Annotated in this window: 15 protein-coding genes; 14 read left to right on the forward strand and 1 reads right to left on the reverse strand. The window is 49.9% G+C overall.

Annotated features, from left to right (window positions below):
• The first annotated feature begins 6 nt into the window (after nucleotides 1–6).
• Nucleotides 7–963 carry a GNAT family N-acetyltransferase gene (locus VF399_03960; GenBank protein HEX7319497.1) on the forward strand — a complete coding sequence of 319 codons (957 nt, stop codon included), beginning with the start codon at nucleotides 7–9 and terminating at the stop codon, nucleotides 961–963.
• Nucleotides 964–1,313: 350 nt separating this feature from the next.
• Here the strand turns inward: VF399_03960 and VF399_03965 are convergent, their stop codons facing one another.
• The gene (locus VF399_03965; protein ID HEX7319498.1) at nucleotides 1,314–1,859 is read right to left on the reverse strand and encodes a DUF6512 family protein; all 546 of its coding nucleotides are present in this window, start codon (nucleotides 1,857–1,859) and stop codon (nucleotides 1,314–1,316) included.
• A 98-nt stretch (nucleotides 1,860–1,957) separates the two neighbouring features.
• Here VF399_03965 and hypE point away from each other — a divergent pair, with 98 nt between their 5' ends.
• The 13 genes from hypE to VF399_04030 all read left to right on the forward strand — a co-directional run.
• Nucleotides 1,958–2,989, forward strand: coding sequence for a hydrogenase expression/formation protein HypE (gene hypE, locus VF399_03970; GenBank protein ID HEX7319499.1), 1,032 nt, complete (start codon nucleotides 1,958–1,960; stop codon nucleotides 2,987–2,989).
• A gap of 86 nt (nucleotides 2,990–3,075) precedes the next feature.
• The gene (gene ribD, locus VF399_03975) at nucleotides 3,076–4,149 is read left to right on the forward strand and encodes a bifunctional diaminohydroxyphosphoribosylaminopyrimidine deaminase/5-amino-6-(5-phosphoribosylamino)uracil reductase RibD (protein HEX7319500.1); all 1,074 of its coding nucleotides are present in this window, start codon (nucleotides 3,076–3,078) and stop codon (nucleotides 4,147–4,149) included.
• The gene (locus VF399_03980) at nucleotides 4,130–4,693 is read left to right on the forward strand and encodes a riboflavin synthase (protein ID HEX7319501.1); all 564 of its coding nucleotides are present in this window, start codon (nucleotides 4,130–4,132) and stop codon (nucleotides 4,691–4,693) included. Before ribD ends, VF399_03980 begins: the two co-directional genes overlap by 20 nt.
• 221 nt (nucleotides 4,694–4,914) lie before the next feature.
• Nucleotides 4,915–5,184, forward strand: a complete 270-nt coding sequence (gene rpsO / locus VF399_03985; protein ID HEX7319502.1) for a 30S ribosomal protein S15 — start codon at nucleotides 4,915–4,917, stop codon at nucleotides 5,182–5,184.
• 1 nt (nucleotide 5,185) lies between these two features.
• The gene (locus VF399_03990; protein HEX7319503.1) at nucleotides 5,186–7,252 is read left to right on the forward strand and encodes a polyribonucleotide nucleotidyltransferase; all 2,067 of its coding nucleotides are present in this window, start codon (nucleotides 5,186–5,188) and stop codon (nucleotides 7,250–7,252) included.
• Nucleotides 7,253–7,301: 49 nt separating this feature from the next.
• Entirely contained in the window at nucleotides 7,302–8,504 is a 1,203-nt protein-coding gene (locus VF399_03995; GenBank protein ID HEX7319504.1) for a pitrilysin family protein, read from the forward strand.
• A gap of 17 nt (nucleotides 8,505–8,521) precedes the next feature.
• Entirely contained in the window at nucleotides 8,522–9,673 is a 1,152-nt protein-coding gene (gene truD / locus VF399_04000) for a tRNA pseudouridine(13) synthase TruD (protein ID HEX7319505.1), read from the forward strand.
• Nucleotides 9,674–9,905: 232 nt separating this feature from the next.
• On the forward strand, nucleotides 9,906–11,789 hold the full coding sequence (locus tag VF399_04005; protein ID HEX7319506.1) for a hypothetical protein: 1,884 nt from the start codon (nucleotides 9,906–9,908) through the stop codon (nucleotides 11,787–11,789).
• Nucleotides 11,789–14,131, forward strand: coding sequence for a carboxypeptidase-like regulatory domain-containing protein (locus VF399_04010; protein ID HEX7319507.1), 2,343 nt, complete (start codon nucleotides 11,789–11,791; stop codon nucleotides 14,129–14,131). Before VF399_04005 ends, VF399_04010 begins: the two co-directional genes overlap by 1 nt.
• Nucleotides 14,132–14,140: 9 nt before the next feature.
• Nucleotides 14,141–14,893: a DUF4249 family protein gene (locus tag VF399_04015; GenBank protein HEX7319508.1), complete on the forward strand. Its 753-nt coding sequence runs from the start codon at nucleotides 14,141–14,143 to the stop codon at nucleotides 14,891–14,893.
• Nucleotides 14,894–14,935: 42 nt separating this feature from the next.
• Nucleotides 14,936–15,691, forward strand: coding sequence for a DUF4412 domain-containing protein (locus VF399_04020; protein ID HEX7319509.1), 756 nt, complete (start codon nucleotides 14,936–14,938; stop codon nucleotides 15,689–15,691).
• Between the two features lie 95 nt (nucleotides 15,692–15,786).
• Nucleotides 15,787–16,350, forward strand: a complete 564-nt coding sequence (locus VF399_04025; protein ID HEX7319510.1) for a sigma-70 family RNA polymerase sigma factor — start codon at nucleotides 15,787–15,789, stop codon at nucleotides 16,348–16,350.
• Nucleotides 16,351–16,413: 63 nt separating this feature from the next.
• On the forward strand, nucleotides 16,414–16,884 hold a 471-nt coding region (locus VF399_04030; protein HEX7319511.1), incomplete at its 3' end, for an anti-sigma factor.

Below are 16,884 nucleotides of genomic sequence, written 5' to 3' on the forward strand. Positions count from 1 at the left end.
ATCATCGTGGAAGTCCATAAATTCACCGAGAAAGACCATAAACACTGGGAAGATTTCGTGGCCAGCGCTAACAACGGCACGATCTTTCATACGCTGAAATTCTTGAGTTACCACCCGCCAGAACGGTTTAAGAACCACAACCTGCTGATCAAGGAAAAGGACAATATCGTCGCCCTGTTCCCGGCGATCGTGGAAAGTACAGAAAAAGACAAGGTTATCATTTCTCACAAGGGCGCTTCCTACGGTGGGTTTGTGCTTAGACCAGGACTTGGCGTGCACGAGATCCATCTCGCGGTGGAAACTCTCGTGGCTGCTTTACGAAAAGAAGGTATAAAAAAGATCATTTTGACCCAGACCCCATTAATCTATTGCCAGGAACCGAACCAGTACGTTGATTTTGCCCTGATAAAGCACGGCTTCAAGTACCGGAAGAGAGAGATAACAGCGGTAATACCGCTGGATGCGGCTGAGCCACTGTTGACGTTCCACGCTGACGCACGGCGTTCGACAAAAAAAGCGATCCGTGAAGGTGTCCGGGTCAATATCGCCAATGATTATGCCGATTACTACAACATTTTAAAACATAACCTGGGAATGCGCCATAATGCCCAGCCCACGCATACTCTGGCCGAGCTTCATAAATTAAAACAGCTTTTTCCTGAAGATATTTTATTGTTCGGTGCTTATTTGAAAGAGAAGATGATCGGCGGCATGGTCATGTTCGTTGCGAACCCGAATGTCATACTTGCCTTCTATATCAGCCATGACAATGAATACCAGGCATACCGGCCGGTCAACCTCCTGTTCTATGAAGTGATAAAGTGGGGGCGCGACCGGGGTTTCAAATACCTCGATCTTGGTACGTTCACACTCAACATGGAACCCAACTGGGGGCTGGGTAGGTTCAAGGAGAACCACAATGCCCGCGGGTTTTTGAGGGATACGTACGAGCTGGAACTATAATATAAATTCCAAATTCCAAATATCAACCCAGCACTTTATAGGTATAAAGGCAGAGATTCACTAATTCTATTTCCAGCTCGATTTTAGATATGTAATTTTATGTTAATATAGAATAAAGTGCTGGGCAAACAAATCCTAAATACAAAATCCAAATGTTCAAAACAGTTTTTATTCTGTCATTGCGAGCGATTTTTATGCGCAACCTAAGAAAAAGTATTTATTGAAATAACCGGAGTCCCGAGAAACGAGGGGAAGCAATCCCAGCTGTTCTTCCTTTTTTCAGAGATTGCTTCGTCACCCGCTTTTTATTGTTAAAAATCAAGGATGCGGGATTCCTCGCAATGACAAGATTAATTACCGGGAATACCGTAGCCGCCGGTTACTGGGTCATGAAAAAGGAAGAACCGGGGTGTCATAAAAGTAAATAACAGGAAACAGATAGTGATGATAATGATCGCTGCCATAGCGATCGGCCTCAGCGTCGCTGACAGGGGTTTTGCAGAGAGAATACGGTAGCTGCAATATTGGCCGACGCAAACCGCAAGAATAAAACTACTGATATCAAGGATCAGAAAATTATCGCCAAGGATGGCGGTATAGGAATAGAATATACCTACGATGAGGATCGGCATGATATATAGCGCGACCGCCTTGGCAATAAAGAAATTTGCTATACCATTCCCGGTTTTTGTCCAGCGTACCCGTTCGATAAGGCTCCAGAAAATAGCAGGCCAGAAGGCGAGTTTCAGGTGTTCCCAGGTGCTTTCATTAACCGCAAAGATCAGAGCGGCCGGCCGCCAGTTTCCCAGCCATTCATAAACAAAATGAAATGCCGAGCCGAGAACGATAATCACAATGGCTCCAATAAGTTCCCACCGTCGGATCTGCTGTTGCATAATATCGGATATTATATCGCAGGATATGCGGTTGTCAACTCAACGAGCCGCATGTTTCCCACTTGATTAGCACGCGCTGATAAATATAATGTGACAGCATGTATGATAAGATAACTTTAGGTCACGGCTCGGGCGGATCCCTGACCGGTCGATTGATCAGAAAAACGATCCTAAAGGTTTTCCGCGATCCGGTGTTGAGGAGACTTGAGGATTCAGCGGCGGTTCTTATACGAAATGAAACCCGTACGGGTAAGCTTCGGGGGATGAAGATAGCGTTCACGACTGATTCTTATGTGATCGACCCTATTTTCTTTCCCGGCGGTGATATTGGCAAGCTCGCGGTCTGCGGCACGGTCAATGACCTGGCGATGAAAGGCGCTGTTCCACGCTATATTTCGCTGTCCTTGATCATTGAAGAAGGCCTGGCATTTGTTGATCTGGAAAAGATCCTGAGATCCGCTGCCGCAACCGCAAGACAAGCCGGCGTTGCTGTGGTCTGCGGTGACACCAAGGTTGTCGATAAAGGTAAAGCCGATAAGATTTTTATTAATACCTCGGGGATTGGATTCGTAAAAGTCACGCTGGGAAGGGAAAAAATAAAAGCAGGCGACAAGATCTTGATCAACGGCACGATCGGCGACCACGGCATCGCGGTCATGAATGCACGTCTAAAGCTGGGTTTGCGCTCAAGGATGGCCAGTGACACCGCGCCGCTCAATCTGATAACCAAGCGCCTGTTTGACAGCAAAGCAGGTCCTCATATCCATTTCATGCGCGATCCGACTCGCGGCGGCGTTGTTTCCGTGCTTCATGAAGCGCTTGAGGGTTCAGGTTTTGGCATCAAGCTCGATGAGAGTTGCCTGCCGATTAGCCCGGAAGTACATGGTGCCTGTGAGATCCTGGGATTAGATCCGCTATATGTCGCGAATGAGGGAAAATTCCTGATGTTCATTGATCCGCGGTATGCCGGACTGGCGCTCAAAGTAATGCAGCGGCACGTCTTTGGAAAAAAAGCGGCGATGATCGGCGAAGTCGTATCCCAACCACGCGGCGTATGGCTGCACACGAATATTGGCGGAACCAGGCCGTTACTACAACTCGAAACCGAGGGTCTGCCGAGGATCTGCTGAACCGCCCATAATACAAATAAGACCTGTTTTTTCGGTTTAAAAATAACCGCTTGACTACACCAGCATAAGGAATATAATCCCATACTATGCCAGCGCCTGTACAGAACGCGTTCGATGACATGTATATGCTCGAAGCGCTGGCGCTTGCGAAAAAAGGATGGGGACGTACGGGCGTGAACCCGCTGGTTGGCGCGGTCGTTACGAACCAGCTCCGAGTAGTGGGACGCGGGTTTCACCGGAAATTAGGCGAAGCGCACGCCGAGACGGTCGCCCTGCTGGAGGCAGGCAGCCGGGCCCAGGACGGTACTCTCTACGTAAACCTTGAACCATGCTGCATCTGCGGTCGAACGCCGCCCTGTGTTGACCTGATCAAAAAGACCGGAATTGCCCGGGTCGTGATCGGCATGATCGACCCCAACCCTTCGGTCAATGGCGGCGGCGCAGAATGCCTGAGGCAGGCCGGGATCCGAGTGGACATACCGGTCATGGAACAGGCATCAATGAATGTCAACCGCTGGTACGTCAAATATATAACACAAAAGATGCCATACATTATTTTGAAGATCGCCACCAGCCGCGAAGGCCGGATCTCGAATTTTCCTAAAAAATACATCACGTCCGAACCCGCCCTCAGGTTCGTGCATTCCCTGCGCAGTCAGGTTGACGCGATCATGGTCGGGATCAATACGGTCCATCGTGATGACCCGTTCCTGACGGACCGGCTGGTCGGAAGGTCTAATCCGGCGCGTGTCGTTCTTGACCCGCGGCTTCGCATTGCACCGGATGCGCATTTTTTCGAACCAGACGCTCGGCGGATCATCGTCACCGGTGTTAATAGCGACCAGTCAAGGATGAAAGACCTGGCCAGCCAGGGCGTGGAGTTCATTGTCATGCCGGCAGATTATTTCCTGCTGGATACGGTTTTCAAGAAACTCGCGGAACTTGAGATCGGCTCCATCATGGTGGAAGGCGGGGGATTGGTTTTTTCTGAAATACTGGGCAAGAAGATGTTCGATGAACTGTACGTTTTCGTGGCGCCGGTAAGCGGTGGAGACGGCGCTAACATGTTCGAGGAAATATCTCATATCGTGAATCTGTCTGATGTTCAGGCGATTCAAACCGGGGAGGATCTTTTATATCATGTTTACAGGAATAATTGAAGACAAGGGGATAATCCGCGCGCTGTCAAAGACCGGTGGCAATACAGTCAATATCGATATCCAGTCATCGCTGAAGGTCAGTCCTGGCGACAGTATCGCGGTCCAGGGCGTATGTCTGACCATAGTTAGCGTACGGAAAAAAGGATTCATTGTCCAGGCGATGGTCCAGACACAGGATATCACGACTCTGTCCCGCTGGAAAACCAGTGACGTTGTGAACCTGGAGCGAGCACTCACCATGGAAGGACGTATCGGTGGACACATCATGCTCGGGCATATTGACGAAACCGGACGGTTGATCAGGATCAGCGGTAATGTGTACCATTTTCAGGTCAATCCCAGGAACGCCGGGTACGTGATATCCAAGGGTTCCATCTCTATCGATGGCGTGAGTTTAACAATTGGCTCGAAATCACAGAACATTTTTACCGTTTCCCTGATCCCTTATACGCTTAAAGTGACGACACTGGGTAATTTAAGGCTTCGTTCACCGGTAAATATTGAGTATGACTATCTGGTAAAGATTCTGAAGAGCACAACTTAGTATTTGACCGCAGCCAGCCAGATTTACCCTCTTGACTTTTTGTCAAAAGTGTGCATACTATACAATACTTAACTGACCGTTTCTGACGTTAGTATGCGAATATTACGAATGACAACAAATGAATCGAATATGACTCTTGACGGCTAATTCGTGGAATACGGTATCATTCGGATAATTCGTAAATAGAAAGATTAGTGGTTTTATGAAAGGAGAAATACCAAATGCCATTAGAAAAAACAAAGAAAACGGAACTGATCGGTTCTTTTAAACAGCACGAAAGCGATACCGGGTCACCTGAAGTGCAAATCGCCATTCTCAGTGAACGTATTAAGATTTTGACCGAGCATCTTAAGCAGTTCCCCAAGGACCGCCATTCGCGCCAGGGGTTGATAAAGATGGTCAATGACCGTCGTCGACATCTAAATTATTTGATGAGAAAAGATCGTGCCCGGTATACCAAGATCGTTGATTCCATGGGTTTAAGAAGGTAATGTGTTTTCCGTAGACCTTCAAGTCGGTGAAAAGATCCTGCGCTTGGAAAGCGGGCGGCTGGCAAAGCAGTCAGCCGGTTCGGTCGTGGTCTCCTATGGTGAGACAATTATTCTAGTGTGCGTCAATTACCGGCCCGAGCCGGATAAAAGCACGGATTTCCTGCCGCTGACCATTGAATATCGCGAAATGGCTTTTGCCGCGGGCAAAATTCCTGGTGGTTTTATCAAACGCGAGACCAGGCCATCGGATGGCGAAATATTGTCGTCCCGGCTGATCGACCGTCCGATCCGTACTTTGTTCCCAAAAGGTTTCAGGAATGAAGTGCAGATCATCGCCTATGTGTTGTCCAGCGACGTTGAACACTACGCTGACACGCTGGGGATCATCGGCGCCACGACCGCGCTCCTGTTATCCGAGATCCCGTTCACGACCCCCCTAGCGGGAGTGCGTGTCGGTATGAAACAGGACGGGTCTTTAATCATCAACCCGTCGCTCACCCAGCAGGTAGAATGCCGTTTGAACCTGGTCGTTGCCGGTACCCGGGATTCGATCGTGATGATCGAAGGCGGTGCCTCCGAAGTTTCAGAGCAGGATATCGCCGGAGCCCTGCGGTTCGCCCAGCCAGAGCTGGCGCGGATCATCGAGATGGAGGAAAAGATCAGGGACGCGATCGGTAAGAAAAAGATCGAGACCATTGAACCCTTCGTAGAAGAAGCGCTGGCCGCTGACATCCGCGCCGCGCTGGGCGATGAGGTCCAACAGTTATTCCATTTCAAGGAAAAAACCGCCCGGGAAGAGGCAAAGTATCAATTGATCAAGACCGTCGCGGAAAAATTAGCGGAGCGCGATGAGAACATCGAGATAAAGGTCAGCGGGGTGGTCGATGAGATCATTGAAGCGAAAATGAGGTCGATGGTGCTGGCGGAGAAAAAACGTTTTGACGGCCGTGGCCTCGACGACGTCAGGAATGTCTCGTGCGAGATCGGCATCCTGCCCCGTACCCATGGTTCGGCTTTATTCACGCGGGGGCAGACCCAGAGCCTCGCCGCCACGACCTTGGGCACCGCGAGCGATGAGCAGATCGTGGACGTGATCTACGGCGATAGTTCGAAATCATTCATGCTGCATTATAATTTCCCGCCCTTTTCCGTGGGCGAGGTCAGGCCGATGCGCGGGCCAGGCCGCCGGGAAATAGGGCACGGCGCGCTAGCCGAACGGGCGATCATGCCGGTGCTGCCCAAAGATGAGAAGTTCCCCTACACGATCAGGGTCGTTTCCAATATCCTTGAATCCAACGGTTCATCATCGATGGCAAGCGTGTGCAGCGCTTCGTTGGCACTCATGGACGCGGGCGTGCCGATCAAGGCCGCGGTCGCCGGCATCTCTATCGGATTGGTCAAAGAAGGGGAGAAGTATGAATTGCTCAGTGACATCATCGGCGACGAGGACCACTACGGCGACATGGATTTCAAGGTTGCGGGCACGAAGGACGGCATCACCGCGGTTCAGCTGGACCTGAAAATTCAGGGCGTCAGCGTTGACCTGCTCGAAAAGGGCATGGCAAAGGCGAAAGCGGTGCGCGAGCACATCCTCAATATCATGAACAGCACGATCAGCGTTGCGCATACCGAATTGTCAAAGTACGCGCCGAAGATCGTCGCTTTCATTGTACCTAAAGCCAAGATCGGCGAGGTCATCGGACCGGGCGGTAAGGTCATAAGGAAACTGTGCGCGGACTATACGGTCACGATCGATATCGACGATGACGGCAAGGTCACGATCGCCGGCGTCGATACTCACAACGTGGAAAAGGCTCTGAGCGCGGTCCAGGGGATCGTGGCGGAAGCCGAAATAGGCAAGACGTATACCGGGAAGGTCACGCGGATCATGAATTTCGGGGCTTTCGTGGAGATCCTGCCCGGCAAAGAAGGACTGGTGCACATATCCAAGCTGTCGCGGCAGCGCGTCAAGAAAGTAGAGGACGTCGTAAAAGTGGGAGATGAGATTGTCGTCAAGGTCTACGAGATCGACGACCAGGGGAGGATAAATCTCATCCGTAAAGAATAACGTCACTCTGCAGGAAATAGTCCCCGGCATCAGCATCGTCGCAGAAAAGATCCCCCATTATTATTCGTTTTCGCTCGGACTTTTCATAAACTGCGGCTCCCGCGACGAAAGTTTAGAAGACAACGGCATTACCCACTTCACCGAACACATGCTGTTCAAGGGCACGACCGGCAAATCATCGCTGGATATCGTGAAATTCATTGAAGGCCTGGGCGGTTCGTTCGACGCTTTTACCACCAAGGAAAGCCTGATCATCATCACCAAATTTCTGTCCGAACACCTGGAGAGCGTTTTCGGCCTGATCGCCGAGATGCTGCTTCAATCCAAGGTGGATGAAACTGATATTGCCAAGGAAAAAGCCGTAATCCTGGAAGAGATCAAATCCGATGTGGACGATCCGTCCGAGTATATCTTCGACCTGCTGTTCGACAACTTGTTTCCCGGACACCCGATGGGACTGCCCATTGCCGGCACCCAGGAATCAGTATCCGGGATCGATGTTAATAAAGCCCGCCGGTTTTACCATGAACTGCTAACGCGGAAAATGGTCATCGCAGTCAGCGGCAAGTTCGATCATGATGCCATAACCGCTTTGGTGCGCAGTAAATTCACCAATCAAATCGGCGCGCAGCCCGAGAGGACACCGCCCTCAGGTCAGCCAAAACGCCTTACCGTCCAGACCAAAAAGGAAATAACGCAGGTCCACCTTGCATTCGCAATGCCTTCTATTTCCTACGCTTCACCGCAACGGCACGCGGTATTATTATTATCAACGTTGTTCGGCGGCGGCATGTCGTCCCGGCTTTTTCAGGGTTTACGGGAAAAGGATGGCCTGGTTTACGATGTCCACTCGTTCGTTGACTTTTACGGTGACTGCGGTGTTTTCGGCTATTACCTGGTCTGCGACAAGAAGAACGCGGCAAAGGCCAGCCAGCGGATACACACCATATTCAATGAGATCACGCAGAACGGTTTCACGGATGAAGAGCTCGAGATCGCCAAGACTTATATTACCGGCAATACCCTGCTCAGCATGGAAAGCTCAACTAACCGCATGATGCGGCTGGGGCGCGAGCTCCTGCAGCTGGGCAAGATCACTGAGATCGATGAACTGATCAGCAAGATCAAAGGCGTGAGCCGCGAAGAGATAATGGCATTGGCGCAGAATTACCTCCAGCCGGATAAATACACGGCAACAGCCGTGGGCCCGGTGACCGAAAAGGAAATCAAGGAAATTTTCGAGCTGTCGTAACTGCCTGGCCTTACACAATGAAACTCAAAGTCTGCCCAGAAGATTTTATCGTTGAAGAGGTCATCGACCTGCCTTTATCCCAGCAAGGTCCTTACACTATCATCAAGCTGCGCAAGCAGTACTGGAACACTCTCGATGTGATCGATTACGCGGCGCGTCGTCTATCCGTGGCAAGAAATAGGTTCGAACGGGCGGGCTTGAAAGACCGGTATTCACTGTCAACCCAGTACCTTTCATTCAAGGGAAAATTCCCCGGCATAATCGCCGACAATAACTTCTCGCTGACGCCGGTCGGCTATGCCATGGAGCCGGTGAGCCCGGCGAAGCTCGTCGCCAACAAGTTCACCATTGTATTGCGCGACCTCAACGATCATGAATCAGTAAAGGCCGCAGATAACTGCGCGCTGGTAAAGACTTGGGGCATTCCCAATTATTTCGACGAACAACGATTCGGTTCAGCCCGGCATCATCAGGGTTTCTTTGCGAAAAAACTGGTCCAGGAGCACTACAAGGGCGCACTCAAGCTGCTGCTTTGTTATCCCTACAAGGAAGACGGCGCGGCGATCAAACGTTTTAAGAAATGTTGTCTTGATTCCTGGGGGGTATGGGAGCGGTGCGCGGAGCAGGCACCGCGTGAATACCGGGGAATAATGAATTTTCTGCTTTCCCATCCTAAGGACTATAGGGAAGCGATCAAATGCATCGACCGGGAGCTGCTGAAGCTGTACCTGCTTGCCTACCAGTCGTACATTTTCAACCAGGCATTGTACTTGCTGATCCGCGATGGATCTTCGGGCACGCGGGAAGTTGCGTACAGCGTCGGTACTTTTTTATTTTACGGGGAGTTGAAGGACATCGGATCGCTGCGGGAAGTGGAACTGCCTATGGTCAACGAAAAGACAAAACTCGCAGGTAGTCCCGGCGATAAAGTAAAGGAAGTCCTGGCAGAAGAGGGGATCGAGCTCAAGAAGTTCGCTCTGCGCAAAATGAGGTTCAGGGGGGTACGTTTTAAGCCGTTCATGAGAAAGGTGCTGGTCTTCCCCGGGGACTTGAATATCGAGCCGGAACAGCCTGACGACCGGTATCCAGGCAAGAAAAAGATCAAACTCGAGTTCAGCCTGCCGTCGGGATCGTACGCGACGATGGTCGTCAAAAGGCTAATGATATAGAAATAAGCGTATCAGGACATCCCACGGGACACCATTTATGCCAGATTTTTCTTTAATGAAGTCAGCGCATCAGAGGGAAGGGGATCCCACGGGGCACCATTTATTAGTAGGGCAAGGCTTTAGCCTTGTTAATGAAGTCAGAATATCAGGTTATCAGGAAGGAAATGAAGTAAGTTCCAATCCACTTGAAATATACGTGCATAGTGGATAAAATAAGTTGCAGGGAGGTATTATGTGGATTTTAATAACCTTATTGTTAAACAGTGGTTTTGGTTTTGACCAGGTAAAAGTGGACCAAGTACTGGAAACACTGAGAACCTGTAATAATATTTATAACCAGCAAAACGAAATAAATATACTGGCCAAACAAGACCGCGGCAGTACAATAACGGTCAATGCACTCGATCTGTTCAACCAGGGCATGAGTATGGAATTTGACGGCCGCGCTGACATTGTCGTCGGCGACGTGCCGGGCGAGACCCTGCTGATCAGCGGCTATTTCTACAATAACGGCAATATCCTCATTATCGGCGACGGCGTCCTGTTGCTGGACCAGGCAGACTTCAACCTGGACGGCACTATTTATATCATGAACCACGGCGTGATGCGGGCGGATTCCAGCACGCTAAGTTTTATCCAGCATTACATATATCACCGGGGTCTGAACATCGGCGATTCCGCGAAATGCGCGATCTATGACTGCGAAACTCATTTCAGCGGCTATCCGATGGGGGTCTGGATCGGGTACTGGGGCGAGATCGTAATGAGCAATGTGCATAATTACGACTGGATCACGGCGGTCGTATCCAATAACGGCAAAGCCGATCTCGACGACGTTGATATCACGGGTGAATGGCTGTACGGCGACCAGTGCTACGCGTCATTCCGTCGCGTTAACAATTTCCTGTCCTGGTTCTTTTTCCCCAGTTTGTCCGTTGTCCAGCTGGCGTTCCCGCCGGGCGATACGGTACTGAACTTTTACGTTGATTCCACCCTGAGCAACGTGCACGGCATCGGCTACCACGTTGAACTGGACAGTTGCACGAACTGCATGTGGGCAGCAATACCGTTGCGGGGTTCGGACGTGACCATCGACAGTTCAATGCTCAGGGTGACCGGGATCATGCTTGAGGGCATCGATACTTTCGCGATCAGCGGCTTGGTCAACGGCTTACACTACGATGATTATACTCTGCCGGTTAATGACCGGAACTATCATTTGATCAATTCTTCGGTGCAGACCTGGAATCTCTATCCGGACGATAGCGTGAATGTGACACTTACCAATTCGATCTTCGGCGAGCTCTGCGCATACGGCAATTCCTATGTGACGATCATGAACGCTTATTGCGACGGTTCGGGCGGGCACCTCGAAGCGTCGACCAACGCATTTTTATTGACGGGTTTTTCCAGTATCTTCGCTGATATCATCACCAAGAACCGTGGCATGTGCGTGGTCGGTTACTGCGCGATGCCCTATGGGAACATTTGGGTGACCAACGCGTCGATCATGATAATTATCAACACGCAGTTCCCGGATGACCCGGTGGTATCTGATACCGGGATCGTGTTCGTCGCGGCAGTCAGCGGACCCGCCAACGCGGCCACCGACGATACGGTTGCGGTTCAGGGCTCGGCGTGGGTCGACCGCGGTCCTAACCAACCCGTGGATTTCGGGTTTTACCGGATGTCATTCCGCCTGGTCGGCGATTCGGCATGGATCCCGTTCGGCGATTCCAATACCGTGGAGGTAAGGCGTTCCACCCTGGAAAACTGGAACACCGTGGGCCTGGCACCGGGAAACTACGAACTCCGGCTCGTGCTGAAAGACAATGTTGGCGACAGCGTGGAGTGTTCCAAGGTTATAACCTTACGGGTCACCGACATTGAGGAAGAAGCGGCACAAAATGATATTGAGAGCGCATATGTCAGGAGGGTCACAGCCCGGTCGTTTTTATTCACAAACCCCGAGCCCGGCAGGAACATTTCAGTATTCAACCTGACAGGGCAGAGGGTTTATTCAACAGCGAAACGCGAGATAAACTGGACCGCAAAGGCAAGCGGCGTATATTTCGTTCAGATCGATAATTTTGTCCGAAAGATCGTCGCTTACTGATGCCGCTGGTGTTCGATATGAAATGCGCTGACAGCGCGAAATCCGCCGTCGCTGTTTTATTGGCAGGTTTGGTTTTCACCTTGCTCATTGCCGCTGATCACGGCAGTATCAAGGGGTTTGTCAAGGACGCGTCGAACGGCGAGAAATTGTCCTATGCCAACGTATACATTGAGAATACGAGTATCGGCACCAGCACCGATGAAAAGGGTTACTACTACATACCGGCCGTGCCTGCGGGATCATGCCGGCTGATCATATCCTATCTCGGTTACGAGACGGATCATCACGATATTACTGTTAATCCCGGTGATGTCATCACGATCAATGCCGAACTCGTGCCCACGACGATCCAGGTCCAGGGCGTGACCGCGACCGCGGAACGCGACCGGTTCGAAAAAGACGTCGAGGTCAGCCACGTAACATTTACCAAGCGTGAGATAAAGTCGGTCCCGATGATGTTCGAATCCGATTTGATAAAGGTCATACAGCTGATGCCTGGCGTGGTGACGATGCACGATCTTTCCAACAAGATGTACGTGCGCGGCGGCAGTCCGGACGAGAACCTGGTTCTTTTAGACGGGATAATCGTCTATAACCCGTCGACGCACTTGGGCGGACTTTTTTCCACGTTCAATCCTGACGCCGTGAGCGAAGCCGAGCTCTACGCGGGCGGATTCCCGGCGCAGTACGGCGACCGACTTTCCGCGGTCCTTGATATCGAGACCAAGGAAGGCAATTCAAAAGAATATACTGGTGAGGCCAGTATGGGGCTTGTTACCTCCAAAATCATGGTCGAAGGACCAATCCCAAAAGGGTCGATCTTGCTCAGCGGTCGAAGGACATACTTTGACGCCATTGTCTGGGCGTATGATAAGTTGTTCAGTAAAGACGTTTCGTTGCCGTATTATTTTTACGACGGCGTCGGCAAGCTTAACTTCAACCTCTCGAACGAAGACCGGTTCACGCTGACCGGGTTCGGCGGAGCCGATGTCCTGGGTCTTGAAGAGGAATTCGACACTTCCGAAAAGATCGATCTGAGCTGGGGTAACCGCGGCGCTTCGCTGCGTTATCGTAAGGTCCTGACGCCAAAACTATACGGGGAGTTCATCGGCGTGTGGAGCAATTTCTTCACGCATTTCCGGTACACCGACTACGCCGATACCACCAATAACATGCATTTGTTCGAGGAACTGATCAGTTATAACGGGAAGGGCGATTTCACATTCCTGATGAACGACCGGAACACACTGGGTTTTGGTTTACAGGCGGAAAACTTAAAGATCGATCATTACTGGGAGGTCGAAGAAGGGCTGTTCACCTGGCCTTCGGAGAAATCGAACCTGATCGCCGCATACGTCCAGGATAAGATAGAATGGGTGCCGCCGCTCTTGTTCGTTCAACCCGGGGTACGGTTCATATATTACGATAAAGGTCGCCGGTTATGCTTTGATCCAAGGATCGGCGTGAAATACCGTTATGGCGAGAACACAGCGTTCAACCTGGCGGTCGGGAAATACAGCCAGTTCCTGGTCACGGTGAACACCCAGGAATCCTATTTTTCGCTGTTTGATTTCTGGCAGCCGGTCGACGCAACGCACGACCCGCCTTTCAGCGTTCATGCAATTACCGGGATCGAACAATGGTTCGATAAGCAGACCAAGTTTACGGTCGAGTGTTACGGCAAAAAATATTATAACCTCCTGATCCCGTCGGAAGACGATGTTTTTTTCAGCATGCCGGCAGAGAGCTTGCGTGTGGGTAACGGGTATGCTCTTGGTGTCGATGTGTTTTTAAAAAAGAGTATCGGCATGTTATCAGGGTGGATCAGCTACTCTCTGGGCTGGACCAGAAGGACGGTCGATAATGAGTCGTACTTCCCGAGGTATGACCGGCGGCATTCGGTCAATACGGTCATTGGATCCCAGGTCCCTCGTATCGTGCCTTTTTTCCGGGGCGGCACCATCAGTTTACGATGGAACATCAGTTCCGGCCTGCCGTATGCAGATGATATCGCGCGCTATCATTATTGGTACTATTCTCCCAATGATGAATTTCCTCATAGAGAATGGGAATGGCGATATATAAAAGGAAGGCGCGATGCCTTTCGGCTGCCGATGTCGCACCGACTGGATGCACATTACGAGAAAAATGTGAGATTCTTTGGATTGACCGGGCAGTGGTACATCGACGTCATCAACGTTTACGCGCAGAAGAACGTCTTGTTCTTTGACTGGGAATATTACGACGAACAGACCGACCAGTACCTGGATATACCGAGGAAGAAAGGATATTCGATCCTGCCCGTGCCGATCCCGTCCGTAGGTTTTAGTTTCAAGTTCTGATAAATGAAGATGCCGACGATAAAATACAATGCCATGGCAATATTCATGATGACCGCGATCATGATCAGTTGCGGGCATCAGGCCGATGAAAATTTCGAAAACATGCTGAACATCACGGGCGTGGTCAGGAACGAAGCAGATCACATCGAACTGACGGTTAATCGAACGTATAACATGGATGAACCGGCAAATTCAGAGATGGACAGCGCTATAGTCATGCTTTTTAACAACGATTATTCCGATACATTCATTGGACAATATGCCGGCTATGGTGGTTTCTTTTGGATCGATACTGTACCGGTGAATGCCGGAGATACGTATAATCTAATGATCGCGGCGGACGGGTATGATACGGTCTATGGACAGACGACGGTCCCTGATGACTATCAGATTATCTATCCCTTGTCCGGGGATACAATGACTTTGCTGGATACATTGCTTTTCACTGTTGGCAAAGGCATTGAAGATTACCAAATCGAATGTTGGGTCGAAGAATATGAACGAGGATTTTACTACTATTTTCCAAATTTTGAAAATGATTCAATAATTGGTTTTCCTGTTTTTGTTTTTTCCGATTTTGTCCAACAGTTTGATACAACCACACTATTTACGTTTATGGTCATCGGTTACGATTCAAACTATTACAATTATCACTATTTCTATGACAGCGACGATCCCCCGCAGTGCGGCGTAAGCGGCGGGATCGGGCTGTTCGGGAGCGCGTGGGTCAGATCCGTGGATGTCTACCTGAAAGTCAATTGACTTGGCTTTAAAATCCGTGTATAATTCAGCAAAGGAGTATAAATGAGACTTAAGAGCATAATAATGTTACTTTTTTTAGTTATTTTGCTGCATGCCGATATTATGTATGAAATGACGACCAAAACAACCGGGATGATGGGTATGGGTGACAGTGAAACTTTCATGAGGATCTTTATTAAAGGCGATAGATCACGCACCGAAGTTAAAAGCACTTCAACTACCATGGGCGAACTTGCCAGCGCCTATATCATGCGCCTGGACAAATCCATCATGTGGACCATAGATGATGCCAATAAAAAATATATGGAAACGAGCCTGATCTATACGGCTGACGATACTGCAGCGGTCAAACCTGATTCCACGCTGATCAAACCGGACGTGAATATCGAATTCACCGATGAAACCAAAAAGATCCTCGATCATAACTGCAAGAAGATAAATGTCAGCCTGAAACTTAACGGCGGCGACAATGATTTCAACCTCACCCAGACAATGTGGATGGCTGAAAGCCTCCCCGGTGTCGATGAACTGAAAGCGTACAATAAAAAACTGATCGATATCGGCGGCGGCATGATGCAATCCGCGCCTGTGGGGATCGATAAAAAGGCGCTTGAGGAATTCATGAACAAGACGAACGAGATCAATGGTTTCCCGCTTGAGATCGAATTCACCATGTCCATCAACGTCGAGGAAATGGTCATGGAAGTTAAAACATCCAGCGTGGTGACAAAATTCTCGGTCGTTCCAATAAGTAACAAGGTATTTGAATTACCTGAAGGTTATACCCCCTACGAATAAAAGGCATGAGATCGCGTAACATTTTGGCGCTTTTTACTTCAATGTTAAAAAGTTACGCAATACAATGAGAAATTGGGAATAAAACAGGCGAGTTTGTGTATAATACTATAGATACCGACGAATCTTTGATAGCAAAAGTGAAGAACGGCGACTGCGAAGCCTTCTCACCGTTAATCGAACGTTATAAAATGCAGGTTTACAGGTTGGTTTACCGGATGGTCGGTAACCGGGATGATACCGAGGACCTTGTTCAAGAGGTTTTCGTGAGGAGTTTCCGTGCCATGAAGAGTTTTAAAACCGGAAGCCCTTTCTATCCCTGGCTTTCAAGGATCGCGGTAAACCATACGTTGAACTATATTAAAAAGGAGCAAAAGAATAAAATGCAGCCCTTAGAATGGATCGAGGACCGTCTCGCAAGTAAACAGGATAATCCCGTGGCGATGACCGAGCAGAAAATGTTGAAAGAGAAAATAACTGCCGCCATGCAAAAACTGCCTGGAGATTACCGGACGATCCTGGTCCTGAGGGTCGAGGAAGAGCTTTCTTATGATGAGATCAGCAAGACCTTGCGTATTCCGCGGGGAACGGTCATGTCACGGCTGGCGCGGGCGCGCCAGCGTCTTAAGGAAATTTTCAAGGAGTTGGCATTAGCTCCTTGATCAGGAGATCGATACAATGATCACTATGATATTATTTGGTAAAAAGATCACAGGAGCAATAAAATGAAGTGTGATTTTCCGCATGAACTATTGAGCGGATATCTTGATGGCGAGCTCGATGGAAAGAATAAGGCGCTTGTCGAGGACCATCTAAAATCCTGTTCCAGCTGTCAGCAATTCCTGGAAGCATTGAAAAAACAGGATTCGCTGGTGCGGTCCCGGGAAATCGAAGAGCCCTCGCGCGAATTTGTGTTCTCGCTGAACCGCCGGGTGATGGATCAGGTCATGAAAAAACCCAGGTTTTCATTCTGGCGCTATATGCCGGTCCTGGTGCCGACGGCAGTCGCAGCCCTGGTGCTGGTTGTGGTCTTTAATTCCCAGCATGAAACCAGATACGTCACGACCGATGACCAGATCCTTCTTCCGGTCGTGAGCAGGCTGGGATATTCCGATGAAAGCGGCTTGAAGGCCGGTTCTGACCGTTCGGTCGCTGCCGACAAAAAAGTTGCGGCGGCGAAAAAGGAAAAAGCCGCG

This window comes from bacterium (assembly GCA_036382775.1).
Taxonomy (GTDB): domain Bacteria; phylum Hydrothermota; class Tepidihabitantia; order SM23-42; family JAOAFX01; genus DASVHD01.